The organism is Rhodobacter maris (genome assembly GCF_900217815.1).
GTDB lineage: Bacteria > Pseudomonadota > Alphaproteobacteria > Rhodobacterales > Rhodobacteraceae > Rhodobacter > Rhodobacter maris.
The window spans coordinates 82,133-102,055 of record NZ_OBMT01000007.1 but is presented as its reverse complement, the minus strand read 5'-3'; the positions used below and the strand labels follow the sequence as shown (position 1 = coordinate 102,055).

The window sequence follows — 19,923 nt, the reverse complement described above, 5'->3', positions numbered from 1 at the left end:
GGCGAACCGATCAGCGTTTCGAGAACTGGAACGAGCGGCGGGCTTTCGCCTTGCCGTATTTCTTCCGTTCGACGACGCGCGAGTCACGGGTCAGGAAGCCCGCGGCCTTGAGCGCGGCGCGCAAGGACGGCTCGTGCAGTTGCAGCGCTTTCGAGATGCCGTGCTTGACCGCCCCGGCCTGACCCGAGAGGCCACCGCCGACAACCGTCGCCAGCACGTCATACTGGCCTTCGACACCGGCCACACCGAAGGGCTGGTTGACGATGAGCTGGAGCACCGGGCGGGCGAAGTATTCGTTCATCGCCTTGCCGTTCACGGTGATCTTGCCGGAGCCGGGCTTGACCCAGACGCGGGCAACCGCGTTCTTGCGCTTGCCGGTGGCATAGGCGCGGCCGAGCGCGTCACGCACCGGGGTGCGGGGGGCCGCTTCGGCGGTCGTGGTGACGGCCGCGGGCGTGCCCGAAACGGCCGACTTCAGATCGTCGAGGGATTTGATATCGGACATGATCAGGCGCTCCGGGTGTTCTTCTTGTTCAGGACCTTCACGTCCAGAACTTCGGGCTGCTGGGCTTCATGCGGATGCTCGGCACCGGCATAGACGCGCAGGTTCGACATCTGGGCGCGGCCCAGACGGTTGCGCGAGATCATCCGCTCGACCGCCTTGATCACCACGCGCTCGGGGTGGGCCCCTTCGAGCACCTGCCGCGCGGTGCGGAACTTGATCCCGCCCGGGTGGTTGGTGTGCCAGTAGTAACGTTTGTCTTCACGCTTCGTGCCGGTCATCTGCACCTTGTCGGCGTTGATGATGATCACGTTGTCGCCCATGTCCATATGGGGGGTGAAGGTCGGCTTGTGCTTGCCACGCAGGCGCATGGCAACGATCGTGGCGAGGCGGCCCAGAACGACGCCCTCGGCGTCAATCAGGATCCACTTCTTCTCGATCTCCGCCGGTTTCGCGGTATAGGTTTTCATTGTCGATCGCCCTTTGAAGGGTTGTGGAATTCGGATGCGGGCTTTTCGGGTATTTCCGCGTTCAAATCAAGGGCGATGATGCGAAATTACGTTATGCAATTCAATAGCTTGCAAAATAGGTATTTATTTACCCCACGCACAAGGTGCCCAATCCCGCTGATTCAGCCCGCCCTCTGACAATCTGCCCTCCCGCGCGCATCGGGTCGCGGCGCGAGGGCAGGAAGAGCATGCTAGGCTCAGGGCGGAGGAAGGGGAGAGAGATGACCAAAGAGACTGTGCAAGATCCCGCGCGCGCCGAGGGGCTCGCGCCGCTTCATGTCCTTGCGCTGATCGCGGGACCCTTGTGCCTGATCCCGGCCCTTGTGGTGCCCGCGCCATGGGGGCTTGCCCCGGAGGCGTGGCGGCTCGTCTGTGTGGCGCTCTGGATGGTGATCTGGTGGCTCGCCGAGGCGGTGCCGCTGCCGGCCACCGCGCTTTTGCCCATCGTCGCGATGCCGGTGCTGGATATCCTGCCCATCGCCAAGGTCACGGCGCAGTATGGCAACCATCTGATTTTCCTCTTTCTCGGCGGTTTCCTCCTCGCCGCGGCGATGCAGCGCTGGGGGCTGCACCGGCGCATTGCGCTGCATGTGGTTGCCGCGCTCGGAAGGTCTCCCGAAGGCATCATCGCGGGCTTCATGCTGGCCACGGCGTTTTTGTCGATGTGGATCTCCAACACCGCGACCGCGGTGATGATGGTGGCGGTGGGCGCCTCTGTCGTCGAGGTGGTCGAGAGCGAGAGCGTCGACAAGCCCCGCGCGCGCCGCTTTGGCGTGGCGCTGATGCTCTCGATCGCCTTTTCCGCCTCGATTGGCGGCGCGGGCACGCTGATCGGCACGCCCCCCAATGCGCTGATGGCGAGCCTGCTGGAAACCGGCCACGGCATCGAGATCGGCTTTTTCCGCTGGATGCTTCTGGGCGTGCCCATCGTTCTGGTGATGCTGCCGCTCACCCATCTCATCCTCACCCGCATCGCCTTTGACGTGCGCGGCCTCGACCTCGCCTCGGTACGCGGCGTGATCGGCGACGAAATCACTCGTCTCGGCCCGATGTCACGCGGCGAGATCACCGTTGCCATAGTCTTTGCGCTCACGGCCTTCGCGTGGATCTTCCGCGAGGCGCTTGGCCTGCCGATCTCCGACAGCGGCATCGCGATCCTCGCCGCGGTCGTGCTCTTTGCGCTGCCTGCCGGGCGCGGCAAGGGCTTCGTGCTCGACTGGAGCGTGGCGCCCGGCCTGCCCTGGGGCGTGCTGATCCTCTTTGGCGGCGGGCTCGCCCTCGCGGGCGCCTTTGACGCCACGGGCCTTGCGGGCTGGATCGGGGCCGAGGTGGCCGCGGTGGGGGCGGTGCCGCTTTCGGTGCTGGTGCTGATCGTGGCGGCGGTGATGGTGTTCCTCACCGGGATCACCTCCAACACCGCCTCGGCGGCGACCTTCCTGCCGGTGCTCGGCGCGGTCGCGGTCGGGCGCGGGCTCGATGTGGAATGGCTGATGGTGCCGGTGGCGCTTGCCGCCTCGATGGCCTTCATGCTGCCCGTCGCCACGCCCCCCAATGCGATCGTCTTCACCTACAAAGGCTTGAAACTCGCCGACATGGTGCGGGCAGGCTTTATGGTGAACCTTGTCAGCATCGGCGTGATCTGGGCCGCGGTGATGGGGCTTGCGCCTTACGTGTTCGGGCTTTGAAACAGGCAGGCCCGACCGTGCGGCCGGGCCTCAGGAACTGTTCAACACGTCAACCGGCGCAGCAGAACTGCACAGATCGATGTCTGGGAAGCCTGTCGGTCAGCAGGTCTTGCGATTGCGGCGCAGAAACGCCGTCAGCCCGATCCCGCCAAAAAGCAGCGGCAGGGAGGCGGGAAGCGGGACGGCGGGCGGCGTGTTATTCTCCACAATCGGCAGCGTGCCGGTGAACCCCTGATAATGGATCTCGCCGTTTGTAAGATTGACGGAGCTGGCAAAAAGCGAGCCCTCCATCGAGCCGCTGAACCCGGACACGGTCGCCGTCGGCGCCAGAACCGCACCGATCAGCTTGCTGTTCAGCTCCACCACCGTGGCATTGACGAAGTTCCAGATCACCTGCGAGGCAAGCGCATAGTCGGTGTTCACGAAATTCTTCGAGAAGCTCACCACATCGCCGATCACGTTGATGATCGCGGTCTCTCCCGCCGACAGCGCGAAGGTGATCTCATTCTTGGTCAGATCATTCAACGACACCGTGAAGATGCCCGCCCCGAAAATATAGCCTTGTTCGGTCTCGGTATAGGTTGCCGTCGGCGCAAGAGAGGCCAGCGCGGCCGAGGCGGCCGTCAGAGTGGCAAAAACCTCCGAGCTGTCCAGAACCGTCGCGGCGGGCAGCGAACCGACCGTCAGCGACCCCGCCCCGAGGTTGTTGACCCAATTGTTCGAGCTGCCCCCGATCACCACGGTCGAGGCGGCGTCACTGTCAAGGTTGAGAATGGCATTCTGGTCGCCGAGAATCACCACATCCGCCAGCGAAGGGTCGGGTTCGACCCCTTGCACGAAATCAGCCTGCATCGTCGAGCCGTTCAGGTCGCCACCAATGTAAACGTTGCCCTCAACCTCCTGATAGGCAACAACGTTGCCGATGCTTATCAGGTTGTATTGGTTGAGAAGCTGCGCCGCATCCAGCGTTGCGGCCTGCCCCGCCACGCCCGCGAAAGCCGCGCCCAGACCGGCGACCATCGCAAAAACGATCTTCAAATTCATTTGGCACCCCCTGCCAAGTTGCGGAGAAATGTTCACCCCGATCCAGCTATACGAGTCCGGATCTCATGAAACAAGCGCACGGGCAGGAGCCGGCAGGCCGCCCTAGCGTCAACGCTTTTCGGTGCGTCAACGCTTTTCGGGGGGAATCGCATAGGTCATGCTCGCCCGGGCAACCGGTTCCGGCGCGCCTTCGGAATAGATCAGCGCGTCGCCCACTGCGAGCGTGCGGCCAAGCTTGAGCACCCGCACCTTCGCGATCAGATCGCGCCCCGCCTCGGGCTTGCGCAAAAAATCGATCGTCGCATTCGTCGTCACCGCGAGCATCACCGGCCCGATCCGCGCGAGGATCGCGAGATAAATCCCCACATCGGCCAGCGCGAACATGCTCGGCCCCGAGACCGTGCCGCCCGGGCGCAGGTGGCTTTCGTCCACCTTGAGCCGGATCACGGTCTCCTCGCCCACCACCTCGACAGCAAACATCCCCGCCACCTGCGGAAAATGCGCCGCGAGAAAGGATGAAAGTGACGTAACGTCCATGAGCACTGGCATCTTCCCCGAAAGCCTCCTCGCGCCCAGACTTTCGTCCAAAGGGAGGAAGTTCAATGACCGATCTGGTGGAGATGGAAAAACGTGGCGTCATCGCGCATCTGACGCTGAACGCGCCGCAAAGCCTCAATGCGCTCTCCGACGCGATGCTGGCCGCGCTGAAGGCCAGGTTCGACGCGCTCGCCGAGGACCGCAACGTGAAAGTCGTGGTGCTCAAGGGCGCGGGAAAAGCGTTCTGCGCTGGCCATGACCTCAAGGAAATGCAGGCAGGGCGGGACAGCCCAGACGCGGGCCGGGCCTATTTCGCCGACCTTTTCGCCCGCTGCGCCGAGGTCATGCAGATGATCCCTGCCCTGCCGCAGCCGGTGATCGCCCAGGTGCATGGCATCGCCACTGCGGCAGGCTGCCAGCTCGTCGCCTCCTGCGATCTCGCCGTTGCCGCCGAGGGCACGCGCTTTGGTGTGAACGGCGTCAATATCGGGCTCTTCTGCTCGACACCGATGGTGGCGCTGTCCCGGGTCGTACCGCGCAAGGTGGCGTTTGAAATGCTCACCACCGGGGAGTTCATCGATGCCGCCAGTGCGCGCGAGGTGGGGCTCGTCAACCGCGTCGTTGCGCATGACGCGCTCGACACCGCCACGACCGCGCTTGCCGAAACCCTCGCGGCGAAACTCGGCGCGGCGGTGGCAATGGGCAAGCGCACCTTTTACGAACAGGCCGAAATGCACCTCGCTGCCGCCTATGCCCATGCGGGCGCGGTGATGGTGGAAAACATGCTGCTGCGCGACACGGCCGAGGGAGTGCAGGCCTTCCTTGAGAAGCGCAAACCCGACTGGAGTTGAGCCCGGCGGGTTTGCGCCAGCCGATCCCGCCCCCGGGAACCGGCGCACGGCAGCGTAGTTTTTCCTGCATCACGTCAAACCGGGAGGCGCCGGAATGACCCGTCACGCCCGTGCTGGAGGCTTCCGCGCCGCTCCCGGCCCTGCCTCCGGCCGTTTTGCGCCGCGGGGCAGGAGGCGGTCTTGCCGCAACCGGCTGCCGCCGGTCCGGGGCCATACTCGCGGAACGGTCGGCCGACCGCCTCTCGGCCGACTGCCCCTCCCCGGCGCGTCTCAGGGCGCGAGCCAAACCGCCGACTGGGCGCAGGGTGTCCCTGCGCCCTTTTTTCGCGCGGCACCGCGGGCTCAGCGCATCCGGCGGGTGATCTGCGCCGCCTGACGCGCGCGTTTCACGGCCTGCCGGGCCCGCGCCGCCGCCTGACGTTCGGCGGGCGTCAGGGTGTTGCCCTTTTGGGCGCCTCCGCTGCCGCCGCGGGCGAGGCCCTCCATCCCCTTGTTCACACCGATCCGCAACAGCCGTCGCAGTACCATGTTAACGATCCTCTGCAGGAGCTGCGCCAGATCCATGCTCATTCCTCTTCGAAAAGTTCGCTCTGGCCCACCATATCGCCTTCTTCCTCTTCGGCGCCCGGCATCGGCCGGTTGTCCAGCAGCCCTGCCGCGCGCAGCTCTTTCAGCCCCGGCAAGTCGCGCGCGGATTCAAGTCCGAAATGGTCCAGAAAGGTTGGCGTGACAATGAAGGTCACTGGCCGCCCCGGCGTCATGCGTCGCCGCCCGAGCCGCACCCATTCCATCTCCAAAAGCTGGTCGATGGTGCCACGGCTCACCGCAACGCCCCGGATTTCCTCGATTTCCGCCCGTGTCACCGGCTGGTGATAGGCGATGATCGCGAGCGTTTCGATCGCCGCGCGGGAGAGCTTGCGCAGCTCCACCACGTCCTTTTGCATCAAAAAGCCCAGATCGGGCGCGGTGCGGAAGGCCCAGGCATCGCCCACCTGCACCAGATGGACCCCGCGCCCCTCGTAGCGCCGGCGCAGGTAAGCCAGCGCCTCGGCGGCATCTGAGCCATGCGGCATGCGGTCGGCCATCTCGCGCAAGCTCACCGGCTCGGCGGAGGCAAACAGGATCGCCTCCACCATCCGTTCCTGTTCGGCCAAGGGGGGCGCGTCGAAAAGTGATTTTTCGTTCGGATCGTACCGGCTTTCACTCATCTCAGCTCTCCCTCGGCGCAGGCACGCGCGGCGTGGTGCGCGCGCGGATCGTGATCGGCGCGAAAGTCTCGCTCTGGCGGATCTCGATCTGGCCCTGTTTGGCCAGCTCGAGCGAGGCGGCGAACGTCGCGGCGGTGGCAGAGCGGCGGCGCGCGGGCTCCCGCCCCCAGCCCTCGGGCATGTAATGGGTGAGCGCAGTCCAGTCCCCGGCAAAGCCGATCATCCCGCGGATCCGCTCAAGCGCTTCTTCCATCGTGAAGATATCTTTGCGGTCAAAGGCATAGGGGCGGAACTCGTCGCGAGTGCGAATCCGTGCATAGGCCTGAATCAGCTCAAGCAGCGAGGCGGAATAGCGCACGCTGCGCACCTTTTCGACCTGCTCCTCAAGGCCGCGCGCAAAGAAGTTGCGCCCGAGCTGGTCGCGCGCCATCAGGCTTGCCGCCGCCTCGCGCATCGCCGCGAGCCGCTCAAGCTGGAAGGCGAGATGCGCGGCGAGGTCTTCGGCCGACGGCCCCTCTTCGCCCGGTTCGGGCGGCAGCAGCAGGCGTGATTTCAAGAATGCAAGCCAGGCCGCCATCACCAGATAGTCGGCGGCCAACTCGATGCGCAGGGCCTTTGCCTCTTCGACAAAGCGCAGATATTGCTCGGCCAAGGCCAGCACCGAGATCCGCCGCAGATCGACCTTTTGCATCCGCGAAAGCGTGAGCAGCAGATCGAGCGGGCCTTCAAACCCGTCGACATCGACAATCAGCGCCTCGGCCGCAAGCCGCTCGCTGACACTCGTGCTTTCAAAAAGGCTCGTTTCCTCAGCCATGGGCCTCCCCGCGCGAGAGAGTCTCAAACTCGGCAATGAGCCGGGCCAAGTCAACCTCTGCGGGAGGACGCCGCCAGCGCAGCGCCGCCGCGGCGCGCAGCTGTGCCGCCGGCACAAGGCGCCCCGCGGCTTCGACCGTCTGCTCGAATTCGGCGCGCGTACCGTTGCAATGGAGCACGAGATCACAGCCCGCCGCGATCGACGCCGTGGCGCGGGCGGCATAATCGCCCGAAAGCGCCTCCATGCCGATGTCATCGGTCATCAAGAGCCCGGCAAAGCCGATCTCTTCGCGGATGAGCCGGATCATCGCCGCGCTTTGCGTGGCGGGCGCCGTGTCAAAGGCCGGAAAGCGGATATGCGCAGTCATGCCCATCGGCAGATCTGCAAGCGCGGCAAAAGCGGCAAAATCACTCGCGCGCAGATCCTCGGCGGAGGCCTCGACGACAGGAAGGTTCTTGTGGCTGTCCACCTCGGCGCGGCCGTGTCCGGGCATGTGCTTGAGCACCGGCAGCACGCCCCCCGCCAGCAGGCCATCCGCCGTGGCGCGGGCGTTTTTCACCACCTCTTCAACGCTTTCGCCAAGGCAACGGTTGAAAAGAAACGGATGTGTCCGGGGCCCCGCAATATCGCAGGTGGGCGCGCAATTGGCGTCGATGCCCATCGCGCGCAGCTCCGCCGCCTGAAGTCGCGCGCGCAGCCACAGGCCCCGCGCGCCCGAAAGGCGCGCCTCGTCGCGCGGGGGCAGCCAGTCTCGCCACTGCGGCGCGCGCAGCCGCTGCACCCGCCCGCCCTCCTGGTCGATGAAGATCGGCGCCTCCCGGCCAAGCGCGGCGCGCAGATCCGCCGTGAGACGGGAAAGCTGCGCCGGCGCGTCGACGTTGCGGGCAAAAAGGATCAGCCCCCAGGGGTCGGCCGCGCGCAGAAAGGCCGCCTCGTCGGCGCCGAGGCGCAGCCCCTCGACGCCGAGGATCACCGCTCCGGGAACACTCATTTGATGACCGTGGGAATGCAGTTCGTGCCCTCGGCAACGAGCGCGGCGCAGAACTGGCGCGCCGCCTCCACGCTTTCGAAGCCTTCAACGCGCAACCGCCAGAAACTGCGCCCGCCGGAGGCCGCCTCCTGCACGATCCGCTTTTTGCCCGCCATCAGCGCTTCGAACCGGACGGCCACGCGATCCCATTCGGCCCGCGCGACCTCGGGGCTGTCGAAGGCGCCAAGCTGCACCACGCGCGTGCCCTTCGGTACATTTTTCGGGTCGAGTTCGACCACCGTGGCCTGCGCAGAGGGCGCAGCTCCGCCCCCGAGCGCCCGCGCGACAGCAAGCGCCGCCGCCTCTGCCTCAAGGTCGCGGTCGGGCCGCGCCGCCGGGCGCGGCGAGCGTGCAAGCCCCGGAATATCTGGAGAAATCGCCGTCCCTTCCGGGGCCGGCGCGGCCTCGGCGCCGACCTCGTCCTCCGCAGCGTCTTCTGCCGTCTCGGGCAGCGGCTCGGGAGGCAGGGCAGCCGTCGCGGCCTGCGGGCTTTCAGGCAATGCCGCCGCAGGCGCATCGGGACGGGGTGCGCGGGCGTTGTCGGGCACGGCAACCGCGGCGGGCGTTTCCCCCTCACCTTCAGGCGCCTCTCCGGGCGCCGCGAGATCGGGAAGCGGGCGCAGCGCCGCCATCGGCGTGTCTTCCTGGGCGAGCCCGGTCGGATCCGGGGCAAGCACCACCCGATCCGGCCCGGGCGCGGCAAGGCCCGAGCCTGCCACCTCGTTCACCGCAAGACCGACATGGGCGGCCAGATCACCGCCCGGGTTCTCGGGCGCGATACGCGCGGGCCCCTCGATCGCGCGGATCACCGGAACTCCCGAGACATCGCGCACCGCGAGCCGATAGCCCCAGATCACGACGCCAAGCACCAGCGCCACCGAGGTGGCCGCGCCAGCCCATTGCACCCAGCGCTGCACCGGCAGCACCGGGGCGGGGCTCTGCCGTCCCCTGCCCTGATCGTGATCGGCCCCGCCCATCCGGGGGTCGGGAGTATACATGCTCGCCTCTTCGGGTTCGGGCTTTTGCCCTCAGCCCGGCGGATGTTCAGCGCATCTCTTCAGCCGGGGTCACGCCAAGAATACCAAGACCGGCCGAAATCACAACGGCACAGGCCCGCGCGAGGGCGATTTTCGCCGATGTCAGGGCAAGATCGTCCTCCTGCACGAAGCGCAGGGCGGGCTCCTCGTTGCCACGGTGCCAGAGCGCGTGCAGATCCGAGGCGATCTCATAGAGGAAAAAGGCGACCCGGTGCGGCTCGTTCGCGCGCGCGGCAATCTCGACGAGCCGCGGCCATTCCGCGATTTTCTTGGCCAGCGCCGTCTCCGCCTCATGGCTGTTTTGCGCCAGATCCGCTCCCGCCAGCGCGGCATCACTCACGTCAAGGCCCAGCTCGGCGGCCTTGCGCAGCACCGAGGCGACGCGGGCATGGGCGTATTGCACGTAAAAGACCGGGTTGTCCTTCGACTGCTCAAGCACCTTGTCGAAGTCAAAGTCCAAAGGCGCATCGTTCTTGCGGGTGAGCATATGGAAGCGGGTGACATCGGCACCGGCCTGCTCGACCACATCGCGCAGGGTGACAAAAGTGCCCGCGCGCTTCGACATCTTGAAGGGCTCGCCGTTCTTGAAAAGCTTCACAAGCTGGATGAGCTTGATGTCGAGGCTCACCTTGTTCTCGCTCAGCGCCGCCACGGCGGCCTTCATGCGTTTGACGTAACCGCCGTGATCGGCGCCGAACACGTCGATCAGATGGTCGAAGCCGCGCGCGATCTTGGTCCAGTGATAGGCAATATCGGGGGCGAAATAGGTCCAGGCGCCATCCGATTTCTTCACCGGCCGGTCCACATCGTCGCCGTATTGGGTGGATTTGAACAGCGTTTGCTCGCGCTCTTCCCAGTCTTCGGGAAGCTTGCCCTTCGGCGGCTCCAGCACGCCCTCATAGATCAGGCCGAGGTCTTCGAGCCGCTTTAGCGCCGCCTCGATCTGCCCCGTGCCGTAGAGCGATTTTTCCGAATAGAAGACATCCATCTTCACATTGAGAAGCGCCAGATCCTCGCGGATCATCGCCATCATCGCCTCGGTCGCAAAGTCGCGCACCTCGGCAAGCCAGTCTTCCTCGGGCTTGTCGATCAGGTCCGCACCATATTTCGCTTTCAGCGCCTCGCCCACGGGAATGAGGTAATCGCCGGGGTAGAGCCCCTCGCGGATCTCCGGCTCAAGGCCATTGGCCTCGCGGTAACGCTCATAGGCCGAGCGCGCGAGCACATCGACCTGCGCGCCGCCGTCGTTGATGTAATATTCGCGCGTGACATCATAGCCCGCGAAATCGAGCAAGCTCGCCAGCGCATCGCCAAAAACCGCGCCACGGGTATGGCCCACATGCATCGGCCCGGTCGGGTTTGCGGAAACATATTCGACGTTGACCTTCACGCCCGCGCCAAGGTCAGAGCGGCCGAAATCGCGCCCCGCATCGAGCGCGGCACGCAGAACCTCGGTCCAGACGCCGGGCACGAGGCGCAGGTTGATGAAGCCCGGCCCGGCGACTGTGGCCTCGGCAATGCGCTGATCGGCGGCAAGCTTGGCCACCAGCGCCTCGGCCAGGGCGCGCGGGTTTTGCCCCGCGGGCTTGGCCAGCACCATCGCGGCATTGGTCGCCATGTCGCCATGCGCGGCATCGCGCGGCGGCTCCACCGCCACGTTCGACAGATCGAGCCCCGCAGGCAGCGCGCCCTCGGCCCCCATTTCCTCGAGCGCCGCGACGACAGCACGGCGGATATCGGCAAAAATGTTCATGATCGGCTTCCTTCGTTGCCTCTCCCCTGCCAGAGCGCCGCGGCTCCGTCAACACGGGCCGCGACACAGACCGGGCCGCGTTCCTGCGTCGCAGGCCGAATCAGCCGGTTTTTTGGCAGTTTGTTGACGTCTGCCCCGCTATGGAGTAGGGCAAAACCGTCGCAATCCGTGCGACCAATCGACCGGGACGCCCGGACATAGCGTCCCCCCACTCCGCGCGAGGCCTCTGCCCGTGCGCTCAAGGACGCTCATGACGAAGTTTACCGATCTCAAACTGTCCCCCGATGTTCTCAAGGCCGTCGCCGATGCGGGCTACGAGACGCCGACGCCGATCCAGGCGGGGGCCATCCCCCATGCGCTCGACGGCAAGGATGTGCTCGGCATCGCCCAGACCGGCACCGGCAAGACCGCCTCGTTCACGCTGCCGATGGTGACGATGCTCGCCAAAGGCCGCGCCCGGGCGCGGATGCCGCGCTCGCTCGTGCTCTGCCCGACCCGCGAGCTGGCCGCGCAGGTGGCCGAGAATTTCGATACCTATGCAAAATACACCAAGCTCACCAAGGCACTGCTGATTGGCGGCGTAAGCTTTGGCGAACAGGACAAGCTGATCGACCGCGGCGTCGATGTGCTGATCGCCACGCCGGGCCGGTTGCTTGACCATTTCGAGCGCGGCAAGCTTTTGCTCACCGGCGTGCAGATCATGGTGGTGGACGAGGCCGACCGGATGCTCGACATGGGCTTCATTCCGGATATCGAACGGATCTTCCAGCTCACCCCCTTCACCCGTCAGACGATGTTCTACTCGGCCACCATGGCGCCCGAGATCGAGCGGATCACCAACACCTTCCTGCATTCGCCCGCCCGGATCGAAGTGGCACGGCAGGCGACGACCTCGGAAACGATCACACAAAAGCTTGTCGAGATTGCGCCGCCCCGCCGCGACCAGACGGCAAAGGCGAAACGCGAACTGCTGCGCGCGCTGATCTCGGCCGAGGGCGAAAGCTGCACCAACGCGATCATCTTCTGCAACCGCAAGACCGACGTGGATATCGTCGCGAAATCGCTGAAAACGCATGGGTTCAACGCGGCACCGATTCATGGCGATCTCGACCAGAGCCAGCGCATGCGCACGCTTGACAGCTTCCGCGATGGCACGCTGCAATTGCTTGTCGCCTCCGATGTCGCCGCGCGCGGCCTCGACATTCCGGCCGTCAGCCATGTCTTCAACTACGACTTGCCGAGCCATGCCGAGGATTACGTCCACCGCATCGGCCGCACCGGTCGTGCCGGGCGTCTGGGCACCGCGATCTCGATCGGCACGCCCGCGGATGGCAAGTATCTCGCCGCGATCGAGGCCCTTGTGAAGATGGAAATCCCGCGCACCGAGGCGCCCGAGGGCTTTGCGCTCTCCGAGGCGGCACACCGCGAGCCGAAGAAATACGATGACGAGAAGGGCGGCCGTTCGGGCCGATCGCGCTCTGCGCGGGGCGGCCGGGATCGCGACCGCAATCGCGACGAGAAACGCACGCCTCGCCCCGAGCGCGAGAAACCGGCCGAGAAGGCCATTGTCGAGGAGGTGGCCTTGGAAGCGGAAGACAGCCTGATCGTCGAAGTGCCGGAAGCCCGACGCGAGCCTTCGCGGCGCGAGGAACGCCGGGAGCGGGGTGACCGCAGCGGACGCTACCGCGACACCGGCCCGGCAGTGGTCGGCATGGGCGATCATGTGCCCGACTTCCTGATGCGCTCCTTTCGTCCGAGCCCCAAGCCGGTGACCGAGGCGCCCGAAGTGGCCGAGGCCGAGATCGAGGAAACCTCGGAAGGCTGATCGAGCCGCCCCAAAACACGCAAAGCCCCGAAGCCTCTTCGGGGCTTTTTGCTTTGGCGCATGCCCCAAAATGAAAAAGGCGCCCCGGAGGGCGCCCTTTCAAACCCGCTGCCCGGCTCAGAGCTGGGCGGCGACATCCTCGGGGACGTCGAAGTTATGCGTCACCGTCTGCACGTCGTCATCTTCCTCGAGCGCGTCGATCAGCTTCATCAGTTTTTGCGCGGTCTCGAGATCAACCTCAGTCGTGGTTTGCGGCTTCCAGATCAGCTTCGATTCCGTCGACTCGCCCAACGCCGCTTCCAAGGCCTCGGAGACCTCGCTCAGCGCCTCGACCGAGCAATAGATCCAGTGCCCCTCTTCGTCGCTCTCGACATCATCGGCGCCCGCTTCGAGCGCCGCCATCATCACCGTATCGGCATCGCCCACGCTCGCCGGATAGGAGATCTCGCCGACCCGGTCAAAGCCGTGGCTCACCGAGCCGGTCTGGCCCATGTTGCCGCCCGATTTGGTGAAATAGCTGCGCACGTTCGAGGCGGTGCGGTTGAGGTTGTCAGTCAGCGCCTCGACGATGATCGCAATGCCGTTCGGCCCGTAGCCCTCATAGCGGATCTCGGTATAATCCGCCGCATCGCCCATCTGCGATTTCTTGATCGCGCGATCGATCACGTCTTTCGGCATCGACTGCGCCTTGGCCGCTTTCACCGCAAGCCGCAGGCGGGGGTTCTTGTCGGGGTCGGGATCGCCCATTTTCGCGGCGACGGTGATCTCCTTCGCCAGCTTCGAGAACATCTTCGAGCGGATCGCATCCTGCTTGCCCTTGCGGTGCTGGATGTTCGCCCATTTGGAATGGCCTGCCATGCCGGTCTCCGTCACATATCCGTGTCGGCGGTCTCTATAGCCAGAGCCTGCGCCCGCCGCAAGCATCCCGCGCGCAAGCGCCGCGGCGGGGCGGGTGGCGGTCAGGGCGTGAGCGGCCAGATCAGCGGAATGACAAGCGTGCCGACCACGGCCAGAAGCACGTTGAGCGGCACGCCGACCTTGAGATAATCCGAGAAGCGATAGCCGCCCGGGCCGTAGACGAGCGTATTGGTCTGATAGCCGATCGGCGTGGCGAAGGAGGCGGAGGCCGAGAACATCACCGCCACAACGAGCGGGCGCGGGTCGATGCCGAGCGTATGCCCCATCTGGATCGCGATCGGCGTCAGGATCACCGCAACCGCATTGTTCGAGACTGTCTCGGTCAGCACCGAGCCCAGCACATAGAGGGCAAGCAGCGTCATCTGCGGCGGCAGGCCCTGCAGGAAGGGCGCGACCGCGTTCACCAGAAGCTGCACCGCGCCGGACCGATCCAGCGCCACGCCAACCACGAGCATGGCAAAGATGAGCGCCATCAGCCGCCCCTCGATGAAGGAGAAGGCCTCGTCCGGGTCGATCGCGCGGGTGAGCAGGATCACCGCCACCGCGAGCGTTGCCAAGAGCAGGATCGGCGCCACGTCGAAGGCGGCAAGCCCCACCACCGCCGCCATCGCCCCCACCGCGATCGGCGCCTTGGAGCGGCGGAACGGCCGGATCCGCGGCTTCGTCACATCGACAAGGTCCATGTCGGCGGCGAGCCGGGCGATATCTTCGGGCGCCCCCTCCAGAAGCAGTGTATCGCCGACCACGACGACAAGGTCGTCGAGCTTGCGGCCGATGTTCTGGTTGCGGCGGTGCGCGGCCAGCACATAGACGCCGTAGCGGCGGCGCAGCCGCAGATCCCCGAGCGAGCGGCCAATCATCCGGCAGCCGGGCGAGATCAGCACCTCGACGGTTTCGGTCTGCACCGAGGAGAGCTTGTCGACCATGCGCAGGTCGGAATTCTGCTGCAGGCTCATCAGCTCGGCCATCTCGGTGCGCAAAACCACCCGGTCCCCCGCCTCGAGCACCGCGCCCGCGAGATCGCGGCGCAACGAGGCATCGCCGCGCAACACGTCGATCACCCGCATCCCCTCGCGCTTGAAGAGATCGACCTCGAGCACCGACTGGCCGATCAGCCCGGAGCCCTCGGGCAGCGCCACTTCGGTAAAGAATTTCATCTTCCGCTTGTCGCCCAGAAGCGCGCCCATCGAGGTGCGGTCAGGCAGCAGATGGCGGCCAATGAACAGCATGTAGAGCCCGCCCATCAGCACATGCACAAGCCCCATGCCGGAGATCTCGAACATGGTGAAGGGGGCCAGCCCCTTGTCGCGCGCCACCCCGTCGACAAGAAGGTTGGTGGAGGTGCCGATGAGCGTGATCGTGCCGCCAAGGATCGCCGCATAGCTGAGCGGAATCAGGAATTTGGAGGGAGAAACGCCGATCTTGCGGGCCAGCGCCATCATCACCGGCATCATCAGCACGACGACGGGGGTGTTGTTGAGAAAGGCCGAGGCGGCCGCGATCGCGGCAAAGATCGCGATCACCGCCACCACCGGGCGGTCGTCGACATGTTTCTCGGCGAGCTTGGTGAGCCAGTCGAGCGCGCCGGTGCGCACCAGCCCGCCCATCAGCAGGAACATCATCACGATGGTCCAGGGAGCGGAGTTCGACAGCACCGATGTCGCTTCCTGGTAAGGCACGATGCCGAGCGCGAGCAGCACCGCGGCGCCCGCGATCGCCACCACCTCGGTGGCGAAGGTTTCGCGCATGAAAAGCACGAGCATCGTGGCGACAAGGGCGAGGGTGAACCACGCCTCGGCGGTCTGGCTCAGTCCAAGGTCGATCATCGCGCACCTCTTTGCATCGGGCCGATACTACCCGCGCCGCGCGAGGCGGCAAGCCTCCATTGCTCCGGCCCGGGCAAGCGGTTCAAACTGGCGTGGATTCAGGCAGATGCCCGCCCAGCCGCACAGGCTGGATGCGGGTTGCGCGGCCGGTGCGGTCATCGGTCTCGAGATAGACCCCCGAAAGCGTCACCGCGCCGCTCGCGGGGGTGAATTTCTCCCGCGTCATGCCGGTGATGAAGCGGCGCATCGGCTCGGCCTTCTCCATGCCGATGACCGAATCGTAATCGCCGCACATGCCGGCATCGCTCAGATAGCCGGTGCCCTGGGAGAGGATCATCGCATCGGCGGTCGGCACATGGGTATGGGTGCCGACAACGAGGCTCGCCCGGCCATTGCAGAAATGCCCCATCGCCATCTTTTCCGAAGTCGCCTCGCAGTGCACATCGACCAGGATCGCCTGCGCCTGCCCGCCCAGCGGATGGGTGCGCAGCACCCCGTCGAGCGCCGAGAACGGATCGTCGAAGGCGCGCTTCATGAAGACTTGCCCGAGCACCTGCGTCACCAGCACCTTGCGCCCGCGCGCGTCTTCAAACAGCCGCGCCCCCTTGCCCGGCGCCTCCTTGGCAAAATTGACCGGGCGGATCACCCGCGGCTCGGTCTCGATGAAGCGCAGCATGTCCTTCTGGTCGAAGGCATGATCGCCGAGCGTCACCACATCGGCACCCGCGCCGAGCAGAAGCTTCGCATGATCGCCGGTGAGCCCCATGCCGCCCGAGGCGTTCTCGCCGTTCACCACGACGAAATCGAGCCGCCAGTCCGCGCGCAGCTTCGGCAGCCGTTCCACCACGGCCGCCCGCCCCGCGCGCCCCATCACATCGCCAAGAAAAAGCAGTTTCATGCGGTTCCATAGGCGCAAGCGGGCGCAAAAGGCAAGCCCGATGGCGCATGTCGCGCCCCCTGCCCGGACGAGGTGTTTCAGCGCGGCCAGATCGGGCCTTGCTCGGTGACGATGAGATCAAGCGGCTGATCGGTGGGCTCGACCGGCACCGCCTCCATTTCCTGCGCCGCAAAGGCATAGCCGATCGCCGTGGTCGGGCCCTTGGCGCGCAGGGCCTCGAGCGTGCGGTCGTAAAAGCCACCGCCATAGCCGAGCCGGTAGCCGCGCCGGTCGAAGGCGACGAGCGGCACGATCAGCACGCGGGGCGTGATCTCGGGCCCGCTTTGCGGGATCGGGGCACCATATTCGCCCTCCACCAGCGGCATCTCGGGCGTCCAGGCGCGGAAAATCAGCGCGCGCCCGGGGCCGAGGATCACCGGCACACCGACCGGCCCGGGATGGGCCGCCATCACCCGGCGCGGGTCGATCTCGGTGCGGATCGGCAGATACCCCGCCAGCGGCGCCGGGCCGAACCGCATCAGCGCCGAGGTCAGATGTTCGCAAGCTGCCCCCTGCCCCCCGGCAAAGGCCGCCTTGCGCCGCGCAAAGGCCTCCTTGCGCGCCTCGGCCTTGATCGCGGCCAGATCCGTCATAACAAAAGCACTCCCGCAAGCCCCAGAAAGGCAAAGAAACCAACCACATCTGTGACGGTCGTGACAAAGGTGCCTGAGGCGAGCGCGGGGTCTGCCCCAAGCCGCTCCAGCGCAAGCGGCACCGCAATCCCGGCGAGCGCGGCGACAAAGAGGTTGATCACCATGGCCGCGCCGATCACGAGGCCAAGCGCCGGCGTGCCAAACCAGAACCACGCCACGAGCCCCATCACCACGGCAAAGACCGCGCCATTAGTAAAGCCCACCATCGCCTCGCGGCGGATCACCCGCCAGACGTTGCTCTCGGTCAGGCTTTTCGTGGCAAGCGCGCGCACCGCGACAGTGAGCGTCTGCGTGCCCGCATTGCCCCCCATCGAGGCGACGATCGGCATCAGCACCGCGAGCGCCACCAGTCGCTCGATCGTGCCCTCGAAAAGCGCGATCACTGTCGAGGCAAGGATCGCAGTGAACAGGTTCACCATCAGCCACGGCAGGCGCTGGCGCACCGTCTCGGGCACGGTATCGGAAATGGCGCTCTCGTCGCCCACGCCCGCCAGGCGCAAAATGTCTTCCTCGTGCTCTTCGTCGAGCACATTCATCGCATCGTCAATGGTGATCACGCCAACGAGCCTGTCGTCGTCATCCACCACCGGGGCGGAAATCAGGTGATACTGATTGAAGGCATAGGCGACATCGCCCTCTTCCTGCCGCGCCCAGATGGTGCGGAAACTGTCTTCGGTGATCGTGTTGAGCGCGGTTTCACGGCGCGAGGACAGGATCTTGCCCAATGTCACATAGCCGACCGGATGGTGGAACGGATCCACCAGAACGACATGGTAGAACTGGTCGGGCAACCAGTCCTCGGCGCGCAGGAAGTCGATCGCCTCCCCCACCGTCCAGTGCTCGGGCGCCGTCACCACCTCGCGCTGCATCAGACGGCCTGCGGAATATTCGGGCCAGGTCAGCGATTGCTCGACGGCGGCGCGGTCGCTGTCATCAAGCGCATCGAGAATGGCTTCCTGCTGCGGCTCGCCCAGATCCTCGATCAGGTCGACCACATCATCGGAATCGAGTTCGCGCACGGCTTCGGCCAGCACCTCGGCGGGCAGTTGCTCGATCACCTCCTCGCGGATCGATTCGTCGATTTCGGTGAGGATCTCGCCGTCGAACTCATCGCCGTAAAGCTTGAGGATCTCCCGGCGCTCGCCGGTATCGACCTGTTCGAGCAGGTCGGCGATATCGGCGGGGTGAAGCGGTTCGAGAAGCGCCGTCAGTTCCGCGGCATCCTGCGCCTCGGTCGCGGCAAGCACCTGCTCGACCAGATCGCCCGAAAGCGCGTAATCCTCCTCGAAATCGTCCTCGACCCGCTCTTCCGTCATTCTGCCCCCGTTCTGCGCTGCCCGTTTTCGGCTTGCCGCACCTTAGCCCAGCCACAAGAGACACAAAAGCCGAGATTGGCAAAGCCCGGGCCGCGCCCTAGCATGGGGCAAAGGAAAGGGACGCAGATGATCGAGCTGATCCTGGGGCAGGTGCTGAGTTTCGGCGCCGATGCGATGGCCGAGGGGCCGGGCGCGGCGCGGCATGAGGCACGCGGCGCGGTGGCGCTTGAGGCGGGCAGGATCCTCGCCGTCGGCCCGGCCGGGGATCTGCGCGCGCGCTATCCGGCCGCGCCCGTGACCGACATGGGCGACAAGCTCCTCTCTGCCGGTTTCATCGACACCCATGTGCATTATCCCCAGACCGCGATCATCGCGAGCTGGGGCAAAAGGCTGATCGACTGGCTTGGCACCTATACTTTCCCCGAGGAGATGCGCTTTGCCGATCCCGCCCATGCGGAAAGGGTGGCGAAAACCTATTTCGATCTCGCGCTCGCCCATGGCACGACCTCAATGTGCAGCTATTGCACAATCCATCCCGCCTCGGTCGAGGCCTTCTTTCTTGAGGCGGAGGCGCGCGGCGTGCGCGCGCTGGCCGGGCGCACCTGCATGGACCGTGCGACCGCGCCCGAGGGGCTGCGCGACACCGCGCAGGCCGCTTACGACGAAAGCAAGGCGCTGCTGGAGCGCTGGCACGGACGGAACCGGCTTTCCTATGTGATCACGCCGCGGTTCTCGCCCACTTCGACACCGGATCAGTTGCTCGCGCTGGGCTCGCTCTGGGCCGAGCATCCCGATTGCCTGATGCAAACCCATCTGAGCGAGCAGGTGGACGAGATCGCCTGGGTAAAAAGCCTTTACCCGCAGGCGCGTGACTATCTCGACACTTACGAGACTTTCGGCTTGCTCGGCGCCAATGCCGTTTACGGCCATGCGATCCATCTCGCGCCGCGCGAAATGGCGCGGCTCGTGGAGGTGGGGGCGGGGCTCGCGCATTGCCCGACCTCGAACACGTTCATCGGCTCAGGGCTTTTTGACACGGCGGGCATGGCGGCTGCGGGGCTCCGGGTGGGGCTCGCCACCGATACCGGGGGCGGCTCCTCCTTCTCGATGCTGCGCACGATGGCGGCGGCTTACGAGGTGGCGCAGTTGCGCGGCGTGGCGTTGCATCCGGCGCAGCTATGGTATCTGGCCACCACAGGCGCGGCGCGGCTCTTGCGGCTCGAAGAGAAGGTGGGCAACCTCGCGCCGGGGATGGAGGCGGATCTGATCGCGCTCGATCTCGCCTCGACGCCGGCAATCGCGCAACGGGCGGCGCGTGCCGAGAACGTCTGGGAGGCGCTCTTCCCCACCATCATGATGGGCGATGACCGGGCGATTGCCGGGGTCTGGGTCGGGGGCAAGCGGCACAGGTAGCGGGGGCGCCACCCCCTCTTTGGCTGTGCCAAATTCACCCCCGGGATATTTGTGCCAAGTCGAAG

The 19,923-nt window shown here is 65.9% G+C and carries 19 protein-coding genes; 4 read left to right on the top strand and 15 right to left on the bottom strand.

The genetic code is table 11. From position 1 onward, the window contains the following. Nucleotides 1–10: 10 nt before the first annotated feature. Nucleotides 11–505, bottom strand: a complete 495-nt coding sequence (gene rpsI, locus CRO22_RS11150) for a 30S ribosomal protein S9 (protein ID WP_097070231.1) — start codon at nucleotides 503–505, stop codon at nucleotides 11–13. 2 nt (nucleotides 506–507) lie between these two features. Beyond that, nucleotides 508–972, bottom strand: coding sequence for a 50S ribosomal protein L13 (rplM, locus tag CRO22_RS11145; protein ID WP_097070230.1), 465 nt, complete (start codon nucleotides 970–972; stop codon nucleotides 508–510). 260 nt (nucleotides 973–1,232) lie between these two features. On the opposite strand from rplM, the gene CRO22_RS11140 reads away from it, so the two are divergent. Continuing rightward, on the top strand, nucleotides 1,233–2,696 hold the full coding sequence (locus CRO22_RS11140; RefSeq protein WP_097070229.1) for an SLC13 family permease: 1,464 nt from the start codon (nucleotides 1,233–1,235) through the stop codon (nucleotides 2,694–2,696). Between the two features lie 99 nt (nucleotides 2,697–2,795). On the opposite strand, the gene CRO22_RS11135 is transcribed toward CRO22_RS11140, so the two are convergent. Further along, entirely contained in the window at nucleotides 2,796–3,740 is a 945-nt protein-coding gene (locus CRO22_RS11135) for a collagen-binding domain-containing protein (protein WP_097070228.1), read from the bottom strand. A 126-nt stretch (nucleotides 3,741–3,866) separates the two neighbouring features. Then, a complete protein-coding gene (locus CRO22_RS11130) occupies nucleotides 3,867–4,289 on the bottom strand; it encodes a PaaI family thioesterase (RefSeq protein ID WP_097070227.1) in 423 nt (140 codons plus the stop codon). A gap of 53 nt (nucleotides 4,290–4,342) precedes the next feature. Here CRO22_RS11130 and CRO22_RS11125 point away from each other — a divergent pair, with 53 nt between their 5' ends. After that, on the top strand, nucleotides 4,343–5,128 hold the full coding sequence (locus tag CRO22_RS11125) for an enoyl-CoA hydratase (RefSeq protein ID WP_097070226.1): 786 nt from the start codon (nucleotides 4,343–4,345) through the stop codon (nucleotides 5,126–5,128). Nucleotides 5,129–5,470: 342 nt separating this feature from the next. Here the strand turns inward: CRO22_RS11125 and CRO22_RS11120 are convergent, their stop codons facing one another. The 6 genes from CRO22_RS11120 to argS are packed head-to-tail and all read right to left on the bottom strand — an operon-like array spanning nucleotide 5,471 to nucleotide 10,970. Continuing rightward, complete coding sequence (locus tag CRO22_RS11120; RefSeq protein WP_245860953.1) at nucleotides 5,471–5,698, bottom strand: hypothetical protein; 228 nt, start codon at nucleotides 5,696–5,698, stop codon at nucleotides 5,471–5,473. Further along, entirely contained in the window at nucleotides 5,695–6,336 is a 642-nt protein-coding gene (scpB, locus tag CRO22_RS11115; protein ID WP_097070224.1) for an SMC-Scp complex subunit ScpB, read from the bottom strand. The genes CRO22_RS11120 and scpB overlap by 4 nt, the downstream gene beginning before the upstream one ends. Nucleotide 6,337: 1 nt before the next feature. Further along, nucleotides 6,338–7,150 carry a segregation and condensation protein A gene (locus CRO22_RS11110; RefSeq protein WP_097070223.1) on the bottom strand — a complete coding sequence of 271 codons (813 nt, stop codon included), beginning with the start codon at nucleotides 7,148–7,150 and terminating at the stop codon, nucleotides 6,338–6,340. After that, nucleotides 7,143–8,141 (bottom strand): glycoside hydrolase family 3 N-terminal domain-containing protein, encoded by a 999-nt coding sequence (locus tag CRO22_RS11105; protein WP_097070222.1) that lies wholly within the window; start codon nucleotides 8,139–8,141, stop codon nucleotides 7,143–7,145. The genes CRO22_RS11110 and CRO22_RS11105 overlap by 8 nt, the downstream gene beginning before the upstream one ends. Further along, complete coding sequence (locus CRO22_RS11100; RefSeq protein ID WP_245860952.1) at nucleotides 8,138–9,178, bottom strand: SPOR domain-containing protein; 1,041 nt, start codon at nucleotides 9,176–9,178, stop codon at nucleotides 8,138–8,140. Before CRO22_RS11100 ends, CRO22_RS11105 begins: the two co-directional genes overlap by 4 nt. Before the next feature lie 46 nt (nucleotides 9,179–9,224). After that, nucleotides 9,225–10,970: an arginine--tRNA ligase gene (gene argS / locus CRO22_RS11095; RefSeq protein WP_097070220.1), complete on the bottom strand. Its 1,746-nt coding sequence runs from the start codon at nucleotides 10,968–10,970 to the stop codon at nucleotides 9,225–9,227. Between the two features lie 250 nt (nucleotides 10,971–11,220). Between argS and CRO22_RS11090 the strand changes: the two genes are divergently transcribed. Continuing rightward, nucleotides 11,221–12,795, top strand: coding sequence for a DEAD/DEAH box helicase (locus CRO22_RS11090; protein WP_097070219.1), 1,575 nt, complete (start codon nucleotides 11,221–11,223; stop codon nucleotides 12,793–12,795). A 117-nt stretch (nucleotides 12,796–12,912) separates the two neighbouring features. Here the strand turns inward: CRO22_RS11090 and CRO22_RS11085 are convergent, their stop codons facing one another. The 5 genes from CRO22_RS11085 to mgtE all read right to left on the bottom strand — a co-directional run bounded on the left by CRO22_RS11085 (nucleotide 12,913) and on the right by mgtE (nucleotide 18,445). Further along, on the bottom strand, nucleotides 12,913–13,653 hold the full coding sequence (locus CRO22_RS11085) for a YebC/PmpR family DNA-binding transcriptional regulator (RefSeq protein WP_097070218.1): 741 nt from the start codon (nucleotides 13,651–13,653) through the stop codon (nucleotides 12,913–12,915). A 101-nt stretch (nucleotides 13,654–13,754) separates the two neighbouring features. Then, on the bottom strand, nucleotides 13,755–15,539 hold the full coding sequence (locus CRO22_RS11080; RefSeq protein WP_097070217.1) for an SLC13 family permease: 1,785 nt from the start codon (nucleotides 15,537–15,539) through the stop codon (nucleotides 13,755–13,757). Nucleotides 15,540–15,621: 82 nt separating this feature from the next. After that, entirely contained in the window at nucleotides 15,622–16,437 is an 816-nt protein-coding gene (locus CRO22_RS11075) for a TIGR00282 family metallophosphoesterase (RefSeq protein ID WP_097070216.1), read from the bottom strand. A gap of 77 nt (nucleotides 16,438–16,514) precedes the next feature. Continuing rightward, complete coding sequence (locus CRO22_RS11070) at nucleotides 16,515–17,069, bottom strand: 5-formyltetrahydrofolate cyclo-ligase (protein WP_097070215.1); 555 nt, start codon at nucleotides 17,067–17,069, stop codon at nucleotides 16,515–16,517. Next, the gene (gene mgtE, locus CRO22_RS11065) at nucleotides 17,066–18,445 is read right to left on the bottom strand and encodes a magnesium transporter (RefSeq protein WP_097070214.1); all 1,380 of its coding nucleotides are present in this window, start codon (nucleotides 18,443–18,445) and stop codon (nucleotides 17,066–17,068) included. Before mgtE ends, CRO22_RS11070 begins: the two co-directional genes overlap by 4 nt. Before the next feature lie 126 nt (nucleotides 18,446–18,571). On the opposite strand from mgtE, the gene guaD reads away from it, so the two are divergent. After that, nucleotides 18,572–19,858 (top strand): guanine deaminase, encoded by a 1,287-nt coding sequence (gene guaD, locus CRO22_RS11060; protein WP_097070213.1) that lies wholly within the window; start codon nucleotides 18,572–18,574, stop codon nucleotides 19,856–19,858. Nucleotides 19,859–19,923: the final 65 nt, after the last annotated feature.